Annotated in this window: 19 protein-coding genes; 10 read left to right on the forward strand and 9 right to left on the reverse strand. The window is 69.1% G+C overall.

Going from position 1 to position 18,292, the window contains the following annotated elements:
* Positions 1-206: 206 nt before the first annotated feature.
* A complete protein-coding gene (locus NB3_RS31720) occupies positions 207-1,151 on the reverse strand; it encodes a diacylglycerol/lipid kinase family protein (RefSeq protein WP_067810575.1) in 945 nt (314 codons plus the stop codon).
* Positions 1,152-1,349: 198 nt separating this feature from the next.
* On the opposite strand from NB3_RS31720, the gene NB3_RS31725 reads away from it, so the two are divergent.
* Positions 1,350-1,772: a hypothetical protein gene (locus NB3_RS31725; RefSeq protein WP_443093679.1), complete on the forward strand. Its 423-nt coding sequence runs from the start codon at positions 1,350-1,352 to the stop codon at positions 1,770-1,772.
* Here the strand turns inward: NB3_RS31725 and NB3_RS31730 are convergent.
* The 6 genes from NB3_RS31730 to NB3_RS31755 form a co-directional block, all read right to left on the reverse strand.
* Positions 1,769-2,458 (reverse strand): endonuclease V, encoded by a 690-nt coding sequence (locus NB3_RS31730; RefSeq protein ID WP_067810578.1) that lies wholly within the window; start codon positions 2,456-2,458, stop codon positions 1,769-1,771. The two genes, NB3_RS31725 and NB3_RS31730, sit on opposite strands and share 4 nt — an antisense overlap.
* 5 nt (positions 2,459-2,463) lie before the next feature.
* The gene (locus tag NB3_RS31735; protein ID WP_067810609.1) at positions 2,464-2,940 is read right to left on the reverse strand and encodes a GNAT family N-acetyltransferase; all 477 of its coding nucleotides are present in this window, start codon (positions 2,938-2,940) and stop codon (positions 2,464-2,466) included.
* A gap of 44 nt (positions 2,941-2,984) precedes the next feature.
* Complete coding sequence (locus NB3_RS31740; protein WP_067810580.1) at positions 2,985-3,590, reverse strand: acid phosphatase; 606 nt, start codon at positions 3,588-3,590, stop codon at positions 2,985-2,987.
* Between the two features lie 70 nt (positions 3,591-3,660).
* Complete coding sequence (locus NB3_RS31745; RefSeq protein WP_067810583.1) at positions 3,661-4,173, reverse strand: nitroreductase/quinone reductase family protein; 513 nt, start codon at positions 4,171-4,173, stop codon at positions 3,661-3,663.
* A gap of 44 nt (positions 4,174-4,217) precedes the next feature.
* On the reverse strand, positions 4,218-5,435 hold the full coding sequence (locus tag NB3_RS31750) for an Rv3212 family protein (RefSeq protein ID WP_067810584.1): 1,218 nt from the start codon (positions 5,433-5,435) through the stop codon (positions 4,218-4,220).
* 27 nt (positions 5,436-5,462) lie between these two features.
* Positions 5,463-7,202, reverse strand: a complete 1,740-nt coding sequence (locus NB3_RS31755) for a DEAD/DEAH box helicase (protein ID WP_084823837.1) — start codon at positions 7,200-7,202, stop codon at positions 5,463-5,465.
* A gap of 410 nt (positions 7,203-7,612) precedes the next feature.
* On the opposite strand from NB3_RS31755, the gene NB3_RS31760 reads away from it, so the two are divergent.
* The 3 genes from NB3_RS31760 to NB3_RS31770 are packed head-to-tail and all read left to right on the forward strand — an operon-like array spanning position 7,613 to position 10,309.
* Complete coding sequence (locus NB3_RS31760) at positions 7,613-8,470, forward strand: SCO6745 family protein (protein ID WP_067810585.1); 858 nt, start codon at positions 7,613-7,615, stop codon at positions 8,468-8,470.
* 54 nt (positions 8,471-8,524) lie between these two features.
* Positions 8,525-9,580 carry a polyhydroxyalkanoate synthase family protein gene (locus NB3_RS31765; RefSeq protein ID WP_067810586.1) on the forward strand — a complete coding sequence of 352 codons (1,056 nt, stop codon included), beginning with the start codon at positions 8,525-8,527 and terminating at the stop codon, positions 9,578-9,580.
* Positions 9,581-9,607: 27 nt separating this feature from the next.
* Complete coding sequence (locus NB3_RS31770; protein ID WP_067810587.1) at positions 9,608-10,309, forward strand: ferritin-like fold-containing protein; 702 nt, start codon at positions 9,608-9,610, stop codon at positions 10,307-10,309.
* Position 10,310: 1 nt separating this feature from the next.
* Here NB3_RS31770 and NB3_RS31775 read toward each other — a convergent pair whose 3' ends face one another.
* Positions 10,311-11,150 carry a helix-turn-helix domain-containing protein gene (locus tag NB3_RS31775; RefSeq protein ID WP_067810612.1) on the reverse strand — a complete coding sequence of 280 codons (840 nt, stop codon included), beginning with the start codon at positions 11,148-11,150 and terminating at the stop codon, positions 10,311-10,313.
* Between the two features lie 102 nt (positions 11,151-11,252).
* Here NB3_RS31775 and NB3_RS31780 point away from each other — a divergent pair, with 102 nt between their 5' ends.
* A complete protein-coding gene (locus tag NB3_RS31780; protein WP_067810589.1) occupies positions 11,253-11,792 on the forward strand; it encodes a YceI family protein in 540 nt (179 codons plus the stop codon).
* Positions 11,793-11,859: 67 nt separating this feature from the next.
* The gene (locus NB3_RS31785; RefSeq protein WP_067810591.1) at positions 11,860-12,087 is read left to right on the forward strand and encodes a DUF3107 domain-containing protein; all 228 of its coding nucleotides are present in this window, start codon (positions 11,860-11,862) and stop codon (positions 12,085-12,087) included.
* A gap of 75 nt (positions 12,088-12,162) precedes the next feature.
* Here NB3_RS31785 and fasR read toward each other — a convergent pair whose 3' ends face one another.
* Positions 12,163-12,828 carry an HTH-type transcriptional activator FasR gene (fasR, locus tag NB3_RS31790; protein ID WP_067810596.1) on the reverse strand — a complete coding sequence of 222 codons (666 nt, stop codon included), beginning with the start codon at positions 12,826-12,828 and terminating at the stop codon, positions 12,163-12,165.
* A gap of 281 nt (positions 12,829-13,109) precedes the next feature.
* Here fasR and NB3_RS31795 point away from each other — a divergent pair, with 281 nt between their 5' ends.
* The 4 genes from NB3_RS31795 to NB3_RS31810 all read left to right on the forward strand — a co-directional run bounded on the left by NB3_RS31795 (position 13,110) and on the right by NB3_RS31810 (position 18,107).
* Positions 13,110-14,279: a DUF3152 domain-containing protein gene (locus NB3_RS31795; protein WP_084823836.1), complete on the forward strand. Its 1,170-nt coding sequence runs from the start codon at positions 13,110-13,112 to the stop codon at positions 14,277-14,279.
* 142 nt (positions 14,280-14,421) lie between these two features.
* Entirely contained in the window at positions 14,422-15,606 is a 1,185-nt protein-coding gene (moeZ, locus tag NB3_RS31800; protein WP_067810598.1) for an adenylyltransferase/sulfurtransferase MoeZ, read from the forward strand.
* 324 nt (positions 15,607-15,930) lie between these two features.
* The gene (locus NB3_RS31805) at positions 15,931-16,782 is read left to right on the forward strand and encodes a TIGR02569 family protein (RefSeq protein ID WP_067810600.1); all 852 of its coding nucleotides are present in this window, start codon (positions 15,931-15,933) and stop codon (positions 16,780-16,782) included.
* 215 nt (positions 16,783-16,997) lie between these two features.
* The gene (locus NB3_RS31810; protein ID WP_067810602.1) at positions 16,998-18,107 is read left to right on the forward strand and encodes a C40 family peptidase; all 1,110 of its coding nucleotides are present in this window, start codon (positions 16,998-17,000) and stop codon (positions 18,105-18,107) included.
* Positions 18,108-18,292 lie beyond the last annotated feature (185 nt).

Here is an 18,292-nt window from a genome sequence, read left to right on the forward strand (position 1 = left end):
CGTTCACTTGTGCGACTCGAATGTTTCCGCACGGTTGCTTGTGAATGCTTTCACGAACACCGTAGATGTCAATAGGCACGCGGTGCACCGTGGGGAAGCTCACGCTCTGAAGGCCCCCGCTGTGGGGAAGCCTGCCCGGTCCTTTGTACTCGCTCTCCCCGGATTTTGCAGCACTACCCGCGATGTTTTTCGCGGTGTTTCGCCGGTCAGCGCGGTCGCGGGGCGACGACGGCGAGCACGTCGGGGACGGCAGTGAAATCCACCACGTTGCGCTTGCCGATGAAGTCGCCATCGATTTGCAGGCCGATCGGTTCTTTGGCCTCGATTCGTACGGCGGGAACGTCGTCTTCGCGAAATAAATTGCGGGACTTGGGATTCCCGTCGGCCGCGAGGAGCTGGCGCGCGAGCAGGAGCGTCGGGAGGACGGCCATCGAGCGCACCGCGAACACTCCGAGGCCGGTTTCGAACCGGGTGCCCGGGTTGGTGTGCACCGGCGTGGCGTTCAGATACGTCCACGGTGTGGTGTTGGTAACGAAGGCGTAATGCACCCCGTCCACGAGATCCCGGCCGGGAATTTCGACCTGAACGCCGGGTTCCTTCCGTTTCGCGCGGAAGAATTGTCGCACGGTTGTTCGAACATAACGGCTCGGAGTGGCGGCGCGGCCGCGGGCGCGACTGGCGTCGATCGCCTCGCACACGTCGGCGTCGAGCCCGACGCCTGCGCTGAAGCAGAACCAGCGGTCGTCGGCCAGCCCGAGACCGATCCGGCGATCGGCGTCCAGCGTGAGCAGGTCGATGAGCTGGTTGGTCGCTGTCACCGGGTCGGGCGAGATGCCGAGCGCCCTGGCGAAGACGTTGGCCGAGCCGCCGGGGATCACGCCGAGACGTGGCAACCAGGCTTGACCGTCGTCGAGGACGGGCAGCGGCAGGAAGCCGTTGATGGTCTCGTTGACCGTCCCATCCCCGCCGTGCACGACGATCAGGTCCATTTCGTTGGTGGCCGCCCATTGGGCCAGTTCGGCGGCGTGGCCGCGGTGCTGGGTGTGCGCGACGGTCAACTGGGTGCGGCTCTCCAACGCGTGCGCCAGTAGGTCCCGGGTCGCCGGTGTGGTGGAGGTGGCATTCGGGTTCACGATCAGCAGCGTCCGCACGGATGGCAGCCTAGTTGCCCGCCGACCGGCGCTGGAAAAGCGGCGAGCGATGCGCCGGATGGCGTCGCGCGGGCGTACGGCGGGACGACGACGCGGACCAGCGTGGTCGTAGGCTTGCCGCGTGAACGAGCGTCAGCAAGGGAAGCGAGGACATCGTGCGCCGCGGCGCACGACGGAGCCGGAAGCGCGCGGGGCGCGATCGTGAGCGACAAGAGCGCGGCCGCGGGAACGGTGCCGACGACGGTGCGCGCGGCCGGGGGACTGGTGACGCTCGAGGGCGTCGTCGCCGTGGGAGTCGCGATCGTGCTGGTGGTGCGGGGAGTACTCGGCCACGACCAGTCCGCCACGAGCGGCTACGGCACGGCGGCGTGGTTCGGCGTCCTCGGCGGCGCGGTGCTGGCCGCCGGCGTCGGGCTCCTGGTGGGGAAACGCTGGGGACGCGCCATCGCCGTCATCGCGCAGCTGCTGCTGCTCCCGGTCACCTGGTCGCTGCTCACCGACTCGCATCAGCCGGTCTACGGCACGGTGCTCGGTGTGGTCGCGGTCGCCGCGCTGGCGCTGCTGTTCGCGCCGCCGTCCACCCGCTGGATGGCGCAGGACTACGGGGTCGAACCGGATTAGTTCCCCGTCGCCGTGCGCAACGCCGCGCGGCAGAGGTGGTCGGCGTGCCTGGTGGTCTCCGGCAGCCGGTAGCGCGGGGTCAGCGCGAGCACCTGCGCGCAGGCGGTGTCGAGGTCGATGCGATGTCCCACGGAGACGTACACCGGCTTGACGCCCGCTCTGGTGCGCAATGCCCGCCCGACCACCGCTCCGTCGATGGTGATGTCGGTGGCCGCGCCGCGTTCGGGTCCGGGTTCGGCATGGTCGCCCCACACGGTCTTCGCCACGCCGATCGTCGGCACGCCGGTGAGCAAGCCGACGTGGCAGGCCAGACCGAAGCGGCGTGGGTGGGCGAGCCCTTGCCCATCGCAGACCAGCAGATCCGGTGGGGTGTCCAGCTTTTCGAGCGCGGCGAGAGTGGCCGGAATCTCCCGGAAAGCCAGCAGGCCGGGCACGTACGGGAAGTCGGCGACGCCGTGGGCGACCGCTGAGGTGACCGGTCGCAGGGTGTCCGCCGCCAGGACGACGGCGGCCGCGGCCACGGCGCCGGTGTCGTCGTAGGCCGAGTCGAGCCCGGCGATCGTGCGGAACCGCGTGCCGGTCGGGGTGACCGGAGCGATCAGCGGCCGCAACTCGTCCTGTAGCGCCATGGCCTTGTCGGCGGTGCTGGGCCAGGACGCGAGATCCAGCGGCGGGAACCAGGACATCCGGGCTACCGAGCGTCGGCGGCCAGCTTGCCGAGGGCGTCGCCGGCCAGCCGGTAGCCGAGCCAATCGTCCTGGGCGACGGCGCCGATCGATTCGTAGAAGTCGATCGAGGGCTTGTTCCAGGTCAGCACCGACCAGGACACCCGGCTGTAGCCGTGGTCGACCGCCTCCTTCGCCAGGGCCGTGAGCAGGGCCTTGCCGTAGCCCTTGCCCCTGGTCTCCGGCCGGACGTAGAGGTCCTCCAGGTAGATGCCGTGCACGCCGTCCCAGGTGGAGAAGTTGAGGAACCAGATGGCGCAGCCGAGCAGACCGGACTCGCCCGCCACCACGTGCGCGAACAGCTTCGGCTCCGGCCCGAACAGCGCCGAGCGCAGCTGCTCGGCGGTGACCGTGCACTCGTGGCGCGCCTTCTCGTATTCGGCCAGGTCGTAGATGAGGTCGACCAGTCCTGGCACGTCGGAGGCGACGGCGCGGCGCAGCACGGCGGAGCCGAGGTCGACGGCGGTGGGATCGGTGTCGGGTCGGGTCACAGTGACGCTCCGTCGGGTACCAGGTTGTGCGCGCGGATCGCGCGCGCGTCGTGTTCGTAGCCGAGCACGGTCAGCGCGCCGGTCGACATGGCGAATCGGCGGCCCTCTTCGACCTCGAATTCGGCCCAGCGGGCGATCAGCGCGCGGGAGAAGTGGCCGTGCCCGACCAGCACGATATCCCGCTCCGGCAGCGCCGCCGTCACGGCGGCCAGCACCCGGTCGGCACGTGCGCGCACCTGCTGGGCGGTCTCGCCGTCCGGGACCGGGCCGGTCCAGATGGTCCATCCCGGTACGGACTCGCGGATCTGCGGGGTGGTCAGGCCCTCGTAGGCGCCGTAGTCCCATTCGGCGAGGTCGTCCTCGACCACGGCGCCGGTGAGCCCGGCCAGCTCGGCGGTGCGCATCGCCCGTAGTCGTGGACTGGTGCGCACCAACGGATTCCGCAGTTTCAGCGTGGCGAGCATGCCGCCTGCCGCCCTGGCCTGTTCTTCCCCCCGTTCGGTGAGCGGGAGATCGGTGCGGCCGGTGTGCCGTCGCTGTGTGGACCAGCTGGTCTCGCCGTGCCGGAGCAGCACAACGCGGGCATCGTCGAGTGCGGACATGCCTCCATCATGGTGCACGGTTGATCATGCGGCGGCACGGGCGGTCTCCCCGCGACGGTGCCGAAGCGGGCTACGACCCGACCGGCTCCCCGAGTTCCAGCACTACCAGCGGCAGCGGCCGCGAGACTTTGGCCTGGTAGTCGGCGAGCAACGGATTGTTCGCGAGCGCCCACGCGGCGAACTCGTCGTACTCGGCCCCCTCCAGCGCCCGCGCCGTGCCCCGATAGGTGGTGCGCCCCAGCTCGATGGTGACGCCGGAATGCGCTTTGACGTTGTGATACCAGGCCGGGTATCGGTCCTCGATGAACGAACTCACGTACATCGTTTCGCCGCGGCGCAACAGGCCCAGCGGAACGACATGCGGTTTGCCGCTCTTGGCGCCGGTGGTCGTGAGCAGCAGCAGCTCACCGCCCGCGTAGGCGCCGCCGACCTTGCCCGCGTTGTCGCGGAACTCTTGGATCACGCCGTCGTTCCAACGCGCCATCTCCTCCTCGGAGTGCTCCTGGTTCCACGGTGCGTCAGGATCGTCGTAGGACGTGATGGCAGCTGCGTTTTCGTTTGGGGCGGCGTGGGTTTCGCTCATTCCCTGAGTGTGCTGCAAGGCACCGACAGATTTCGCCGGGCGCCTCAGCCGAACGCGTGCAGTTCTCCGTCGCGCAGTTCCAGCACGGTATTCCCGATCACGGTGAGCGAGATGGGATTTCCGGTGTAGCCGGGCCGCTCCACCGGGACGCGTCCCGCTTCGGCTCCCGTGGCCGGGTCGAGGACGGTGAGCGCGCCGGCGGTGGGCAGCAGCAGTTTGCCCGCCATCAGCGCGGGCGAGCCGAGCGCACCGCCCGCGGTCCACAGCGGGTCGAAAGTGCTGCCGTTCAAAGCGATCACGCTGTTCCCGGTGAAGACCAGATAGGCGGATCCGATCCGGGTGGTGGTGGCCGTCTGGCTCAGCGGCGCGGAAAGCTGATGCACCACAACGGGGTTGCCGTTCCCGTCATAAACGGCCAAGCGGGGCGGCAGCGATTCGGCGGCCGGGAAGTAGAGCACGATCCGGCTGTCGGACACCGCGAGCACCCGCGCCTCCGCGGAATCCGTTCCGGGACCGGTCAATACGTGCGAGCCGTACTCCTCCGGCACGGTGTTGTCCTTGGGGGCCGGGTTGAGCACCGTGAGCCGCTCGGCCGGGTCGGCGGGGCAACGCTCCAGCACGGCGAGCCGAGACGGACTGGAACTCGACGACAGCAGCGCGCACCCTTTGCGCGGCTGCGTCTTGACGTTCACCGGAGCGTCCACGAAGCCGTACTCCACCGTGCGCACCAGATCCGAGCGCCACATCTCCAGCCGCTGCGGCCCCTGCGCGAGCAGGTAGGTGCCGTCGACCGACAGCCGCACGTCCTTGTCCATGTAGCTGCTGCGCGCGGTGCGGCGGGCGCCGCTGTCGCCGGCCAGCATGGTGGCCTGGCTGCAGCCGCGCTCGTCGCGGTAGACCGCGATCACCATGCCGTATTGGCCCTCGACCCCGCACAGCGGCATGTCCCGCCGGTACTTCCAGAGCTGCTCGCCGGTGCGCGGGTCGCGGCCGGTGACCGTGGCGTCGTCGCCGGTCACCGCGACACCGCCGGACACAAGCGCACGCGCGCTCGCGCGGTCGGGCGCGTGCCACAGCTCCCGCAGCGCGGTGGGCACCTGATCGGCCGCGGCCGGCGTCGGCACCGTGGACGACGCGGTCACCGATTCGGTGCCGTGCGCGTCTCCGCGCACCCACACCAAGGCCCCGGCGATCACGACGAGAACCGCGATCGCGACTGCGGAGATGATATCGGCGCGCGTCCGCCGCTCGGGTGCGAGCACGAATGCGAGACTAGCCGATCCGGGTCGTCAGGCCGACGCGGCGGCCGCGGGCTCGGCCGCGCTCCCGGTGTCCTCCGCGGTGACGTCTCCTTCGCCCGAACGACGCCGCCTGCGCCTGCGGCGAGCGGGACGGTCGGCCGTGTCGGTCACTTCGGCGCCGCTGTCGTCCGCGGCCTCGGGGCTCGACTCGTCGGTGGCGGTGACATCGGTGGCGTCTCCGGCCGACTTACGCCGCCTGCGCCTGCGGCGGGCGGGCTTGTCGGCCGAATCCGCGTCGCCGGCCTGCTCCGGGTCGGCCACGGCGGTGTCGGTGCCTGTGTCGGCCGAGTCGGCGGTCTCCGGCGTGCCGTCGATCGGCTTACCGGCGCGGGTGCGCTTGCGGTTGCGCTTGCGCGGCGTGCGGGCCGGGCGTTCGACCACCTCCGCGTCCGGATCGCGCTCCGGCTTCGGCTTGCGGATCACGCCGGTCACGCCCTCGGGAATGCCGAGGTCGGTGTACAGGTGCGGCGAGCGCGAGTACGTCTCGACCGGCTCTGGGATGCCGAGCCCGAGCGCTTTGTCGATCGCCGACCAGCGGTTGAGCTCGTCCCAGTCGATCAGCGTCACCGCGACGCCGGTGCGCCCGGCCCGGCCGGTGCGCCCGATCCGGTGCACGTAGGTCTTCTCGTCCTCCGGGCACTGGTAGTTGATGACGTGCGTGACGTCGTCGATGTCGATGCCGCGCGCCGCGACGTCGGTGGCGACCAGCACGTCGATGGCGCCCTTGCGGAACTTGGTCAGCGCCTTCTCGCGGGCGATCTGGCCGAGGTCGCCGTGCACCGCGCCGACCGCGAACCCGCGCTCGGCGAGATCGTCGGCCACCTTCTGCGCCGTGCGCTTGGTGCGCGTGAAGATCATCGTGGCGCCGCGGCTCTCGGCCTGCAGGATGCGCGCGATCAGCTCGCTCTTGTCCAGGGCGTGCGCGCGGTAGACGAACTGCGCGGTGCGGTCGTGCACCGCCGAGTCGTGCGGCTCCTCCGCCCGGATGTGCGTCGGCCGGTTCAGGAAGGTGCGCGCCAGGGTGATGATCGGCCCCGGCATGGTCGCGGAGAACAGCATGGTCTGGCGCTTGTCCGGGACCATGCCGAGGATGCGCTCGATGTCGGGCAGGAAGCCGAGGTCGAGCATCTCGTCGGCCTCGTCGAGCACCAGCACGCCGATCTTGCCGAGGATGAGGTGCTGCTGATCCGCGAGGTCCAGTAGTCGGCCCGGCGTGCCGACCACCACGTCGACGCCCACGCGCAGCGCCTCGATCTGCGCCTCGTAAGGGCGGCCACCGTAGATGGAGGCGACGCGCAGCGGCCCCTGGTGGTTGGTCAGGTACTTGCTCGCGTTCTCCAGGTCCTTGGTGACCTGGATGCACAGCTCGCGCGTCGGCACGATGACCAGCGCGCGCGGCGTGCCGTCCAGCGGCGTCGTGCCGGATTCCGCGGTGGCGATCCGGTGCAGCAGCGGCACGCCGAATCCGAAGGTTTTGCCCATGCCGGTGCGGGCCTGACCGATGAGATCTTCACCCGCGAGCGCCAGCGGGAGGGTCAGTTCTTGAATGGCGAAAGTACGTTCGATTCCGATCTCGCCGAGTGCGCGGACGATTTCCGCGCGCACGCCCAATTCGGCGAAAGTCGGGGCGGTGTGCGTTGCGTCCAGTTCGGCCGTCAACAGGGTCTCCGCCAGACCTGGTTCCTGATCGACTGTGATCTTGCTCAGGGTTCGTGCCTTCCTCGTAATCACGTCCCGCGCGCACGAGGTGGGGCGGACCGGGCGGTCCACGACGACCACGACTCCGCAGGCGATACTTCACCCGGCCACGCTCCGGATGCCGGGCGCCTGCCGTGAAAAACGGCGGCTACCTCGCAAAACATCGGCGCGGCGCAGTGGTGACGCGGATTGGTGCGCGCACATTTTCGGTGTCCAACGAAAACTTCGCACTCGAAACCGGTCGGCGGTCGCAGCGGCGTCCGCGCGGTGTGCGTGAGCGCGACGTCCGGCAACTCTGTCGAGCGAAACTTTCCGTTGTCCGACGCGATTGTAGCGTGATATTGTGCCCCGCTCGAATTGCCACCGCGGCGCGCTATCGGAAATGCTCCTGACCCGCGGTGTGCTTTCGCCGCGCCCGGCGTCCACGTACGCTGCGCCACATGGGAATTCATCCGGCGCGGCAAATCTGGGCGACGCTCGAACCGCTACACGATGTCGTCTATTTCGGAACCGGCGTCAAGGATGCGGGCGTCGGGATCGGATTGCGCGGCTACTGGCAGACGTACTTCGCTTTCCGCGCCGCGCCGCTGGGCGCGGTGACGCCCGCCGCCGTGCAGGCGGTCTTCGCCGGATTCCACCCCGACATGGTGCGTCGCGCGCTGCCGGAGGCGTGGGAGCGCGCCACCCCGCAACGCTGCCTGGCCGCTCGGCTGGAACTGGCCACCGGCCTGCTGCGCGGCGTCGGCGCGGGTGACGCGGTGTCGGCTCGCGCGGTCGAACTGCTCGCGCCGGTGCAGCGCGCGGCGGATCCGACGGGGCGGGCGCTGTTCGCCGCGAACGCGGCCCTGCCGCTGCCCGCCGACCCGGTGGCCGCGCTGTGGCAGCTGACGACCTCGCTGCGCGAGCATCGCGGCGACGGCCATGTCGCGGCCCTGGTCACCCACGGTCTCACCGGACGTCAAGCGCTGATCGTGCAGGTGGCCGCGGGCAAGGCCCCGGAATCGGTGATGCGCCCCGCGCGCGGTGTGTCGGAGGCCGAGTGGGTGGACGACTTCGACGAGCTGCGTGCCCGTGGCTTGGTCGCCGGGGAGCCGGTCACGCCAACCCTCACCGGCAGCGGCGCGGAGTTGCTGGCCGCGGTCGAGGCCGCTACCGACGAAGCGGCGTGGACCGGCGCGCTCGCGGTGCTGTCGGCCGACGCGATCACCGAGCTGACCACCTCGCTCGCGCCGCTGGTCCGCAGCGTGCAGGAGTCGGTGGTGCCGCCGCTCAACCCCGTGGGCATGGGGCCGCGGTAGCGCGGCGGGGACTTGCCTGTTACCGGCGGTACCGAATATGAGAATCTCTTCGCTGTGAGCCTTGCCGACACTGTCACCATCGCCGCGCGCAACGCCTGGGCGCTGACCTTCGGCTCCGGCATCGAGGCGCCGGACCCGACCCCCGCGACGATCCTGTGGGACCAGCCGCACCGGCAACTGCGGCGGTTCGAGCGGGTGGACGGCGACGCGGTGGAAGCGGATTCGGCCGTCCTGCTGGTCCCGCCGCTCGCCGCGCCCGCGACCTGTTTCGATCTGCGTCCCGACCAGAGCCTGGCGCGCTTCCTGCTGGAGATCGGCCGCAGCCCGTACGTCGTCGACTACGGCGAGATCACCTTCGCCGACCGGCGCATGGGCTTCGAGGACTGGATCGACGACATCCTGCCCGAGGCGGTGCTGCGCACAAGCGCCGACCGCGACGGAGGCGCGGTCGATCTGGTGGGCTGGTCGCTCGGCGGCACGCTGGCCCTGCTCACCGCCGCGGCGCATCCCGAGCTGCCCATCCGGTCCATCACGGCCGTCGGCTCGCCGCTGGACTACGACCGGATGACCGGCGTGCCGCAGCTGCGCGCGGTCGCGAAACTCACGGGTGGCCGGGCCACCTCGACCGTCATCCGCGCGGCCGGTGGCGTTCCTGCGACACTGACTCGAATCGGCTACAAGGTCACCGCGTGGGATCGCGAGCTGACCCGGCCCTGGTTCGTCGCGAGCAATATCGCGCGCACCGAGGCGCTGGCGAAGATGGAGACGATCGACCGGTTCATGGCCGAGATGCCCGGCTATCCCGGCCGTTTCTACGGTCAGCTGTGGGGCCGGTTCATCCTGAACAACGACATCGGACGCGGTGTGGTCCGGCTCGGCGCGCGCCGCATCGAACTGGCGAAGGTGACCGCGCCGGTGCTGTTGATCGGCGGGCCGTCCGACGTGATCACGCCCGCGGCGGCCGTCGAGGGCGGTGCGCACGTGCTCAGCGGAGCGGCCACGGTCCGTTACCAGACCGCGCCGGGCAGTCATCTCGGCATCTTGGCCGCGCCCACCGCGCGTGACACGACATGGAGTTACCTCGAGAAGTTCCTCGCCGAGACCGCCTGATCCGCGGTGAGTACTACGCTGGGGCGCATGGGAGCACAGTCACCTGCCGCGTTAGGTGTTTCGTCGACCGACCCAGCGAGCCTCTCCATCCCCGCGAGCCATCCGGGCGTGACCGACCTGTTCGCGGTGCTCGCCTACGGCGAGATCTCCGCGTTCTACCGGCTGGCCGAGGAGGCCAAGCTGTCGCCGACCCTGCGGGGCAAGGTGGCGGTCGCGGCGATGGCCGCGGCCGAGATGGAGCATTTCAAGACACTGGAGTCGGCGCTGGCCGCGCGCGGCGCCGACGTCTTCGACGCGATGGCTCCGTTCGTGCGCGCGCTGGACGACTACCACGCGTCCACCGACCCCTCGACGTGGCTCGAGTCGATGGTGAAGTTCTACGTCGGTGACGGCATCGCCGCGGACTTCTACACCGAGATCGCCGGCGCGCTGACCCCCGATGTCGCCGCGGTGGTCCGCGACGTGCTCGCCGAGACCAGTCACTCCGAGTTCGTCGTGGAGGAGGTGCGCCGCGCGGTCACCGAGAGCCGCTCCGAACGCGACCGGCTCACGCTGTGGGGCAGGCGGCTGCTCGGCGAGGCGATCACGCAGGCGCAGTTCGTCATGGCGCAGCGCGACGAACTCACGGATCTGGTGCTCACCGCCACCGGTGATCTCAACGGCATCGCCGCGCTGATCGAGCGGATGCAGGACAGTCACGCCGAGCGCATGGCGGTCCTCGGGATCTGAGCTATTCGTTCGCCGCGCGGTTGGGCACCAGCCGCAGACCGGGCGCGTGGATGCTGGCCCGGTCGACCAACCAGACGACGACGCTCTGATCCCTGCGGTCGGCTTCCAGCATTTCGAACGGCACCTCCACCATGCCGTGTACGGGATGGTCGAGGTGCAGTGTGCCGGAGCCGGGCGCCCCGACCCGATGCGGCTTCCAGCGGCCGGCGAAATCGGGAAGCCCGCGCAGCGCTTCGATGGTCTCGAGCAGTGCGTCGTCTCCGGGCCAGTGGAGTTTGGCGCGGCAGAGGGCGGCGGTGAAGGTGTCGGCGGCTTCCTCCCAGTTGCGCAGGACGCGCCGCGCGGCGGGATGCGTGAAGGTGTACAAGGCGAGATTGGGTTGATCCGGTCCGTCCAGCATGCCCAGCGGAGCGACGAAATCGGCCCATCCCTGGTTCCAGCCGAGCACATTCAGCCTGCGTCCGACCACGAAGGCGGGGATCGGCTGCAACGCGTGCAGGATCGTCTCGATCGTCGGAGCCACCTGCTCCTCGGGGGATTCGCTTCCGGGGCAGCGGGATTCGTTGCCGGACGCCATCGCGAGCATGCCGAAGTACTGACGGTCGTCGCCACGAAGCAGCAGCGCGTCGGCCAGCGCGTCGATCACCGCGAGCGACGGGTTGGTGTCGCGGCCCTGCTCCAGCCGGGCCAGGTAGTCGGCGCTGACGCCCGCTCGGACGGCGACCTCCTCGCGCCGCAGCCCCGGCGTCCTGCGGCGTCCGCCCTCGGGCAAGCCGACATCCGACGGCCGCAGCTCGGCGCGCCGGGCGATGAGGAACTCCGCGAATCCGTTACTTGCCATGGTTTCCATCGTGCCGGGTCCGGGGACGATTAACCGCGCCCTGTCAGGTCCAGGATAACGGCGGTCTGGCTACCGGACCGCGGTCCGGCCATTGTCGGAGGCATGACTTCTACTTCGGAATCCACCACGCTCAAATCCGGTTCGTGGGCACTGGACGCCGCGCACTCCTCGGTCGCCTTCACCATTCGTCATCTCGGCATCTCCAAGGTGCGGGGCAGATTCACCCGGTTCGAGACCGAATTCGTGGTCGACGAATCGGGCGCGGCCACCGTCGGCGCGACGATCTACCTCGACTCCTTCGACACCGGCAACGCCGATCGGGACGCGCACATCCGCACCGCCGATTTCCTCGACGTCGCCAATCGCCCCACGCTGACCTTCCGCGCCGACCATCCCGTGATCGTCGCCGAGACCTTCGAGGTTCAGGGACAGGCCACGCTCGGCGCGATCACCAAGCCGGTGACGCTGGAGGTCGAGTGGGGCGGCGTGCAGGACTTCGGTCCCACCGGCGACCGGCACGCAGGCTTCTCCGCCACCGGCACCATCAAGCGTACGGACTTCGGCGTGGGCGGCCCGCTGCCCGGCATGCTCAGCGACACCGTGAAGATCGAACTCGAGATCCAGCTCGTCGAGCCCAAGTGAGCGCCACCCGCGGCCACCACTAGCCTTGGAATCGACAGCACAGGACTCTCAGGTTCGGAGGTTGGCCGTGGAGGTCAAGATCGGTATTTCGGATAGCCCGCGCGAGCTGGTGATCAGCAGCGCGCAGACCCAGGAAGAGGTCGAGGCGCTGGTGTCCGGTGCGCTCGGCGGCGATGGTGGCGTCTTGACGCTCACCGATGAGAAAGGCCGCAAGTTCCTGATCCAGGCCGCGAAGGTCGCCTACGTCGAGATCGGCTCGACCACCGGTGGCCGCGTCGGTTTCGCCGCCGTCTGACGTCTGCTTCACACGCAGCGAGCCCCTGCCCCCGAGTGATATCGGGGACAGGGGCTCGTTCGTCGTCGGACCCGCTCAGTCGATGGGGTGCAGCGGCACGTGCTTCAGGCCGCCCCACGCGAGCTGGACGGTGGTGTCGACCGCCTCTTCCTTCGGGATCGGCCGATCGGCCTCCAGCCAGTAGCGCGCCGTGAACTGGCTCGCGCCGACCAGGCCGACGGCCAGGATGCGGGCCCGGTAGGGGTCGAGGCCCGAGTCGTGCGCGACGAGGTCGAAGACCGCGTCCACGCAGGCCTCGGTGGCCTGCTCGACCCGGCGCTGCACCTGCGGCTCGCTGGTCAGGTCGGACTCGAAGACCAGGCGGAAGCCCTGCATCTCGTTGTCCACGAAATCGAAGTACGCCTGCACCGCCGCGCGCACGCGCTGCTTGTTGTCGGTGGTGGAGCGCAGCGCTTGGCGCACGCTGGAGACCAGCATGTCGACATAGTTCTGCAGCACCGCGAGATACAGCTCCAGCTTGCTGCTGAAGTGCTGATACAGCACCGGCTTGCTCACTCCGGCGCACTGCGAGATCTCGTCCATGCCCGCGGCGTGGTAGCCGCGCTGCACGAAGACTTCGCTTGCCGCCGCGAGTAGCTGTTGACGACGCTCGTCGCGCGGAAGCCGGGTACCGCGTTTGGCGGGTGCCATGGCCTCGGACGACGATCTACGGGACGTCATCCGGTCCACGAGGTCAGTCATTTCGGCTCTCCCAGTCGATTCCCCGGCAAAGGGGTGTGCACCGGGTTATTCCAAGCACGATACCCGGTTGTCGGCCGCCCGCGGATCGGGGCCGGGCAACTGGTGTCACCCGAAGACACATTGTCGCACCGACCGGGCCGCTGGTGTGCCCGTCGGTGGGGATTCGCGGTTGTGAGACGCTGGTCGACGTGACCGACCGACCGGAAAGAACACCCGCCGGACGGCGCGGTGCGCCCGGCCCGGCTGGCTCCGACGGGCCCGGTTCCGTAGGGTCGGATCACATGGCGAGAACCTGGCCAGAGGCGCGATCCGATGGTGCGGCTCGGACCGGCGCAGCCAAGCGGTCCGGGGCGGGCGGCGGGCCATCCGGTCGCCAGAAGAGCAAAGGCAAGCGCGGCAAAGCGCCCGAACCTCCCGCGCCGCAGCCCGATTCCACCCCGGCGCAGGGTGAACCGGATGCTGCCGACGATCCGGCGGACCTGTACTCGCACCGGGCCGAGCGCTCCCACCAGCCGCTGCGCGCCCGCTGGGATCCCACCGCTCCCGACGAAGGCCGGACGAGGGCGCGTCCCGAGCGGGACGCCAAGAAGCAGAGCGCGCTCGGCAGATTCGTCTCGACCTACGGCTGGCGGGCGTACGCGTTGCCGGTTCTGGTCGTGATCACCGTTCTGGTCGTGGTCGACGCGATCCGCGCCGCCGACGAGATCAACGCGGCGGGCTCGGACCCAGGGCTCGGGCGGCTCAGCCCGGCCACCGCCACCGCGGGCATCATCGGCGCCCCGCCCGGGGACGGGCACTTTCCCACCGATCTACCCACCGGCGCCCTGCCCGAGGGCGGCGCCTTCGCCGAATCCGGCGCGGGCGTCTGGCACGTGGTGCCCGGCACGACCGCCCAGATCGGCACCGGCACCGCCACCGCCTTCCGCTACACCGTGGAAATCGAGAACGGCGTGGACACCTCCGGCCTGGGCGGGGACGAGGCCGTCGCCAAGATGATCGACTCCACTCTGGCCAACCCGAAGAGCTGGACACACGACCCCAAGTTCGCGTTCCGCCGGGTCGACCAGGGCGAGGTCGACTTCCGCGTCTCGCTCACCTCGCGGGGATCCAGCCGCAAGGAATGCGGTTTCGACATCCCGATCGATACCTCCTGCTACAACGCCGACGACCGCCGCGTGGTGCTGTCGGAGGTCAGATGGGTGCGCGGCGCGCTCGCGTTCGAAGGCGACATCGGGTCCTACCGGCAGTACCTGATCAACCACGAGGTCGGCCACGCCATCGGCTACCACCAGCATCAGGCCTGCGAGACCGACGGCGGGCTCGCGCCGGTGATGATGCAGCAGACCTTCGGCACCAGGAACGACGACATCGCCGCCCTCGATCCGCACGGCGTGGTCCCGATGGACGGGAAGCGCTGCCGCTTCAACCCCTGGCCCTACCCCAGGGGATGAGGGTGGTTGTCGCCCTCGGCCGGGTATACGCAACGATGGGCGGGAAGAACTGCCCGGTCGTCGGTGTTGCACAGTTGAACGAACCCGCCGCGGGCGTCATACCGCCGCAGCGATCGGCCGAGCGATTCGAGGAGTCCTGGACGTGTCATCACCCAAGTCCCTGCCGCCACTTGTCGAGCCGGCCGCGGAGCTGACCAGGGATGAGGTAGCCCGCTACAGCCGACACCTGATCATCCCCGATCTGGGTGTGGACGGGCAGAAGCGTCTGAAGAACGCCAAAGTGCTGGTGATCGGCGCGGGCGGCCTCGGCTCGCCGGCCCTGCTGTACCTCGCCGCCGCTGGCGTCGGCACGCTGGGCATCGTCGAGTTCGACGAGGTCGACGCGTCGAACCTGCAGCGTCAGATCATCCACGGCGAGTCCGACATCGGCCGCTCCAAGGCCGACAGCGCGCGCGACTCGATCCTGGAGATCAATTCCGGCATCGATGTCCGGTTGCACAAGATCCGGCTGGAGCCGGAGAACGCGGTGCAGCTGTTCGAACAGTACGACCTGATCGTCGACGGCACCGACAACTTCGCCACCCGCTACCTGGTCAACGACGCCGCGGTGCTCGCGCGCAAGCCGTATGTGTGGGGCTCGATCTACCGCTTCGAGGGCCAGGTCTCGGTGTTCTGGGAGGACGCCCCGGACGGGCGCGGCCTCAACTACCGCGACCTCTACCCGGAGGCCCCGCCGCCCGGCATGGTCCCGTCCTGCGCGGAGGGCGGCGTGCTCGGCGTGCTGTGCGCGTCCATCGGGTCGGTGATGGTCACCGAGGCGATCAAACTGATCACCGGCATCGGTGAGCCGTTGCTCGGCCGTCTCATGGTGTACGACGCACTCGACATGAACTACCGCACCATCAAGCTGCGCCGCGACCCGCAGCGTCAGCCGATCACCGAGCTGATCGACTACGAGGCGTTCTGCGGCGTGGTGTCGGAGGAGGGCCAGGCGGCCGCGGCCGGATCCACCATCACCGCGCGCGAACTCGAGGAGCTGCTGGCGTCGGGCAAGGACATCGAGCTGATCGATGTGCGGGAGCCGGTCGAGTGGGACATCGTGCACATCGAGGGCGCGAAGCTCATCCCCAAGGACCGCATCCTGTCCGGCGAGGCGCTGGCCGAACTGCCCCAGAACCGCCCCATCGTGCTGCACTGCAAGACCGGCGTGCGCTCCGCGGAAGCCCTGGCCGCCCTCAAACGCGCGGGCTTCTCCGACGCCACCCACCTGCAAGGCGGCGTGATCGCCTGGGCGAACCAGGTGGACAAGTCCCTGCCGGTGTACTGAGCGGGCAGAACGTCTACGCCTCGCCGTCAGCCGGGGCGTAGACGGCGGCTCGCGATCGCGCAACACGATGCCCAGATCCAGGCGGACGAAGTTGAGCGGGCACTCGTGAACCTGGATCCTCGCGCGCTTGGTGGAATGACGGCAGTCGAATTTCGGGTGTCAAGGGCCGAGTCCCGAGTTGGAATGCCAACGCGCCCGGCTGAGCCCAGCTCCGGGTTTCGAGCGAAGCGAGACCGAGCATGCGAACACGCAGCGCCGCAGGCGCTGCCAAACAATACGGCGCGCCGGAGGCCCGCCAAAACCGACACCACGTACGGTACGGCCGTGACTTCTGTGGAACCTCCCGAGCATGTGCGTGCCACGTTCGGTCTGCGCGAAGTGACCCCGGTTGCGCTCGGCGACTGGGAAGGCGGCTGGCGCTTGGGCGATGTGGTGCTCAGTCCGGTCACCGATCACGCGCGCGCGGCGTGGTCGGCGAAGGTCCGTGAGGCGTTGCGGGTGGACGGGCTGCGACTGGCCCGTCCGGTGCGGGCGACCGACGGCCGCTACGTCGTGTCCGGCTGGCGCGCGGACACCTACCTGGACGGAGTGCCGGAACCACGGCACGACGAGGTGGTGTCGGTGTCGCTGCGCCTGCACAAGGCGACGGCGGAGCTGGAGCGCCCGCGCTTCCTCTCTCAGCCACCGGTGGTGCCGTGGGTGGACATCGATGTCTTCGTCGCGGCCGATCGCGCCGCCTGGGAGCCGGTGCCGCTGCGCAGCCTGCGCGCGGGCGGCGCGTCGCTGTCGACCTCCCCGGACGGGCGGCGCAGCATCGAACTGATCGGCCAGCTGGCCACCCTCCGCAAACCGGTGCAGTCGCCGCCGCAGCTGGTGCACGGCGACCTGTTCGGCACCGTGTTGTTCGCGGGCGCGCAAACTCCCGGGCTCACCGACATCACCCCGTACTGGCGGCCAGTGCCATGGGCGGCGGCGGTGATCGTGGTGGACGCCTTGTCCTGGGGCGGCGCGGACGACGGTTTGCTCGATCGCTGGGCGGACCTGCCGGAGTGGCCGCAAATGTTGTTGCGCGCGGTCATGTTCCGGCTCGCGGTGCACGCGCTGCATCCGAGGTCCACTCCGCAGGCCTTTCCCGGCCTGGCGCGCACGGCGGACATGGTGCGCCTCACCCTCTGAATTCGAAGCGGCGCAGTGCGCTTCGCGGAGCTGGTCGGCGGCGCACCGGCCCGAGGCGGATGGGGCGGACAGTTGCCAATGCCGGGAATGCCCGATACTCGGCATTACAGCTGCGTCTGCCGCCACAGCGTCCGGCGGCATCGGCCGAGTGAGGTACGGATAATGCTCGTTGCGCCTTTCGGCATGTGTGCCTTGGCCAGAGGAAGGGGGTGCACATGACGACCACCCGTGCCGAGCTGATCGGGTTCGTCGAAGACCTGTATGTTCCCCGTATCGCCAGTGGGGGACTGAAATCCCTGATCCAAGCGGCGCAGGAATTCATCGAGACCTCGATTCTGCTGTTCGCGTCCGGGCAGGGTTCCAAGCAGCCGGATCTGCTGGCGTGGTTGGACAAGCAAAAGTTGCTCAGTGACGACGGCCTCGAAGAACCTTCGGGAGAGTCGGTGCTGATCGACAACTACAGCGCGCGCAAGGGCGAAATCGACACCAAGAAGAAGGAGATGGATCGGCAGGGCCGCAACGTCAAGGACGCGGCCTTCAAAACCTTCGACCTGACGAATACCACCTATAAGTCGATCAAGGAGCGGGTCGGCGAACTCGATGGCAACCTGCGCAGCATCAGGGAGCGCACGGACAAGGAAGGCGCGTACCTGCCGCTGACGGCGGAGGAGGAAGGCCGCGCGATGCGCTACGTCATGCACGCCATCGACGACGTGCACGACGCGGTGGCGGACGCCTACGGGCAGATCCAGACGCACGCGAACGGCATCGACGCCTCGCGTCCGTCCTACCAGAGCCGAACGAGCCATCAGCCCCGGACCCTGTCCACTCCGTGGTCGAGGGGTGGTAGCTCGGTACCCGCGAGCACCGCGACCTATGCGACCGGCGACGGCACCGTGGACGACATCCTGAAGATGGCGCGCAACGAACTGGGCGTGCGGGAGAACGGCACGAACCACGTCGACCGGCCCTACAACATCGACGACGCTTGGTGCGCCTCGTTCGCCACCTGGGTGTGGAAGAAGGCCGGGTACAAAGTCGACTGGACCAACAAGAATCTGGTGTCGGCCATCTGGTCCGATGCCAAGAAGCTGGGACTGCAGCGGTCCACCTCGAAAGCCCAGCCCGGCGACATGGTGATCTTCGATTGGAACAACGACGGCAACCCGGATCACGTCGGCATCGTGGAATCCGTCAACGGCAATACGATCACCACCATCGAAGGCAATTCCAGCGACCAGGTGAAGCGCAATCACTACAACATGGGCAACTCGGATCTCGTCGGTGTCGTGCAGACGCCGTCCAAGAAGGCCGTAAGTGTCTAGACGCGCCGCGCACGGATCGTCGTGACTGATCCGTGCGCGGCGTGCTCAGCACCGTACGGCGGTCCCGATCAGCTCGACAGGTCTTCCACCGACGCGGATTCACTGCCGGACAGTGAGATTCCCAGATTGGCGGCGGTGCGATCCACCTCGTCGTCACCGTGCTGGAATTCGATGGCCGACCCCGC

Origin of the sequence: Nocardia beijingensis NBRC 16342, assembly GCF_001612785.1 — a bacterium.
Taxonomy (GTDB): domain Bacteria; phylum Actinomycetota; class Actinomycetes; order Mycobacteriales; family Mycobacteriaceae; genus Nocardia; species Nocardia beijingensis.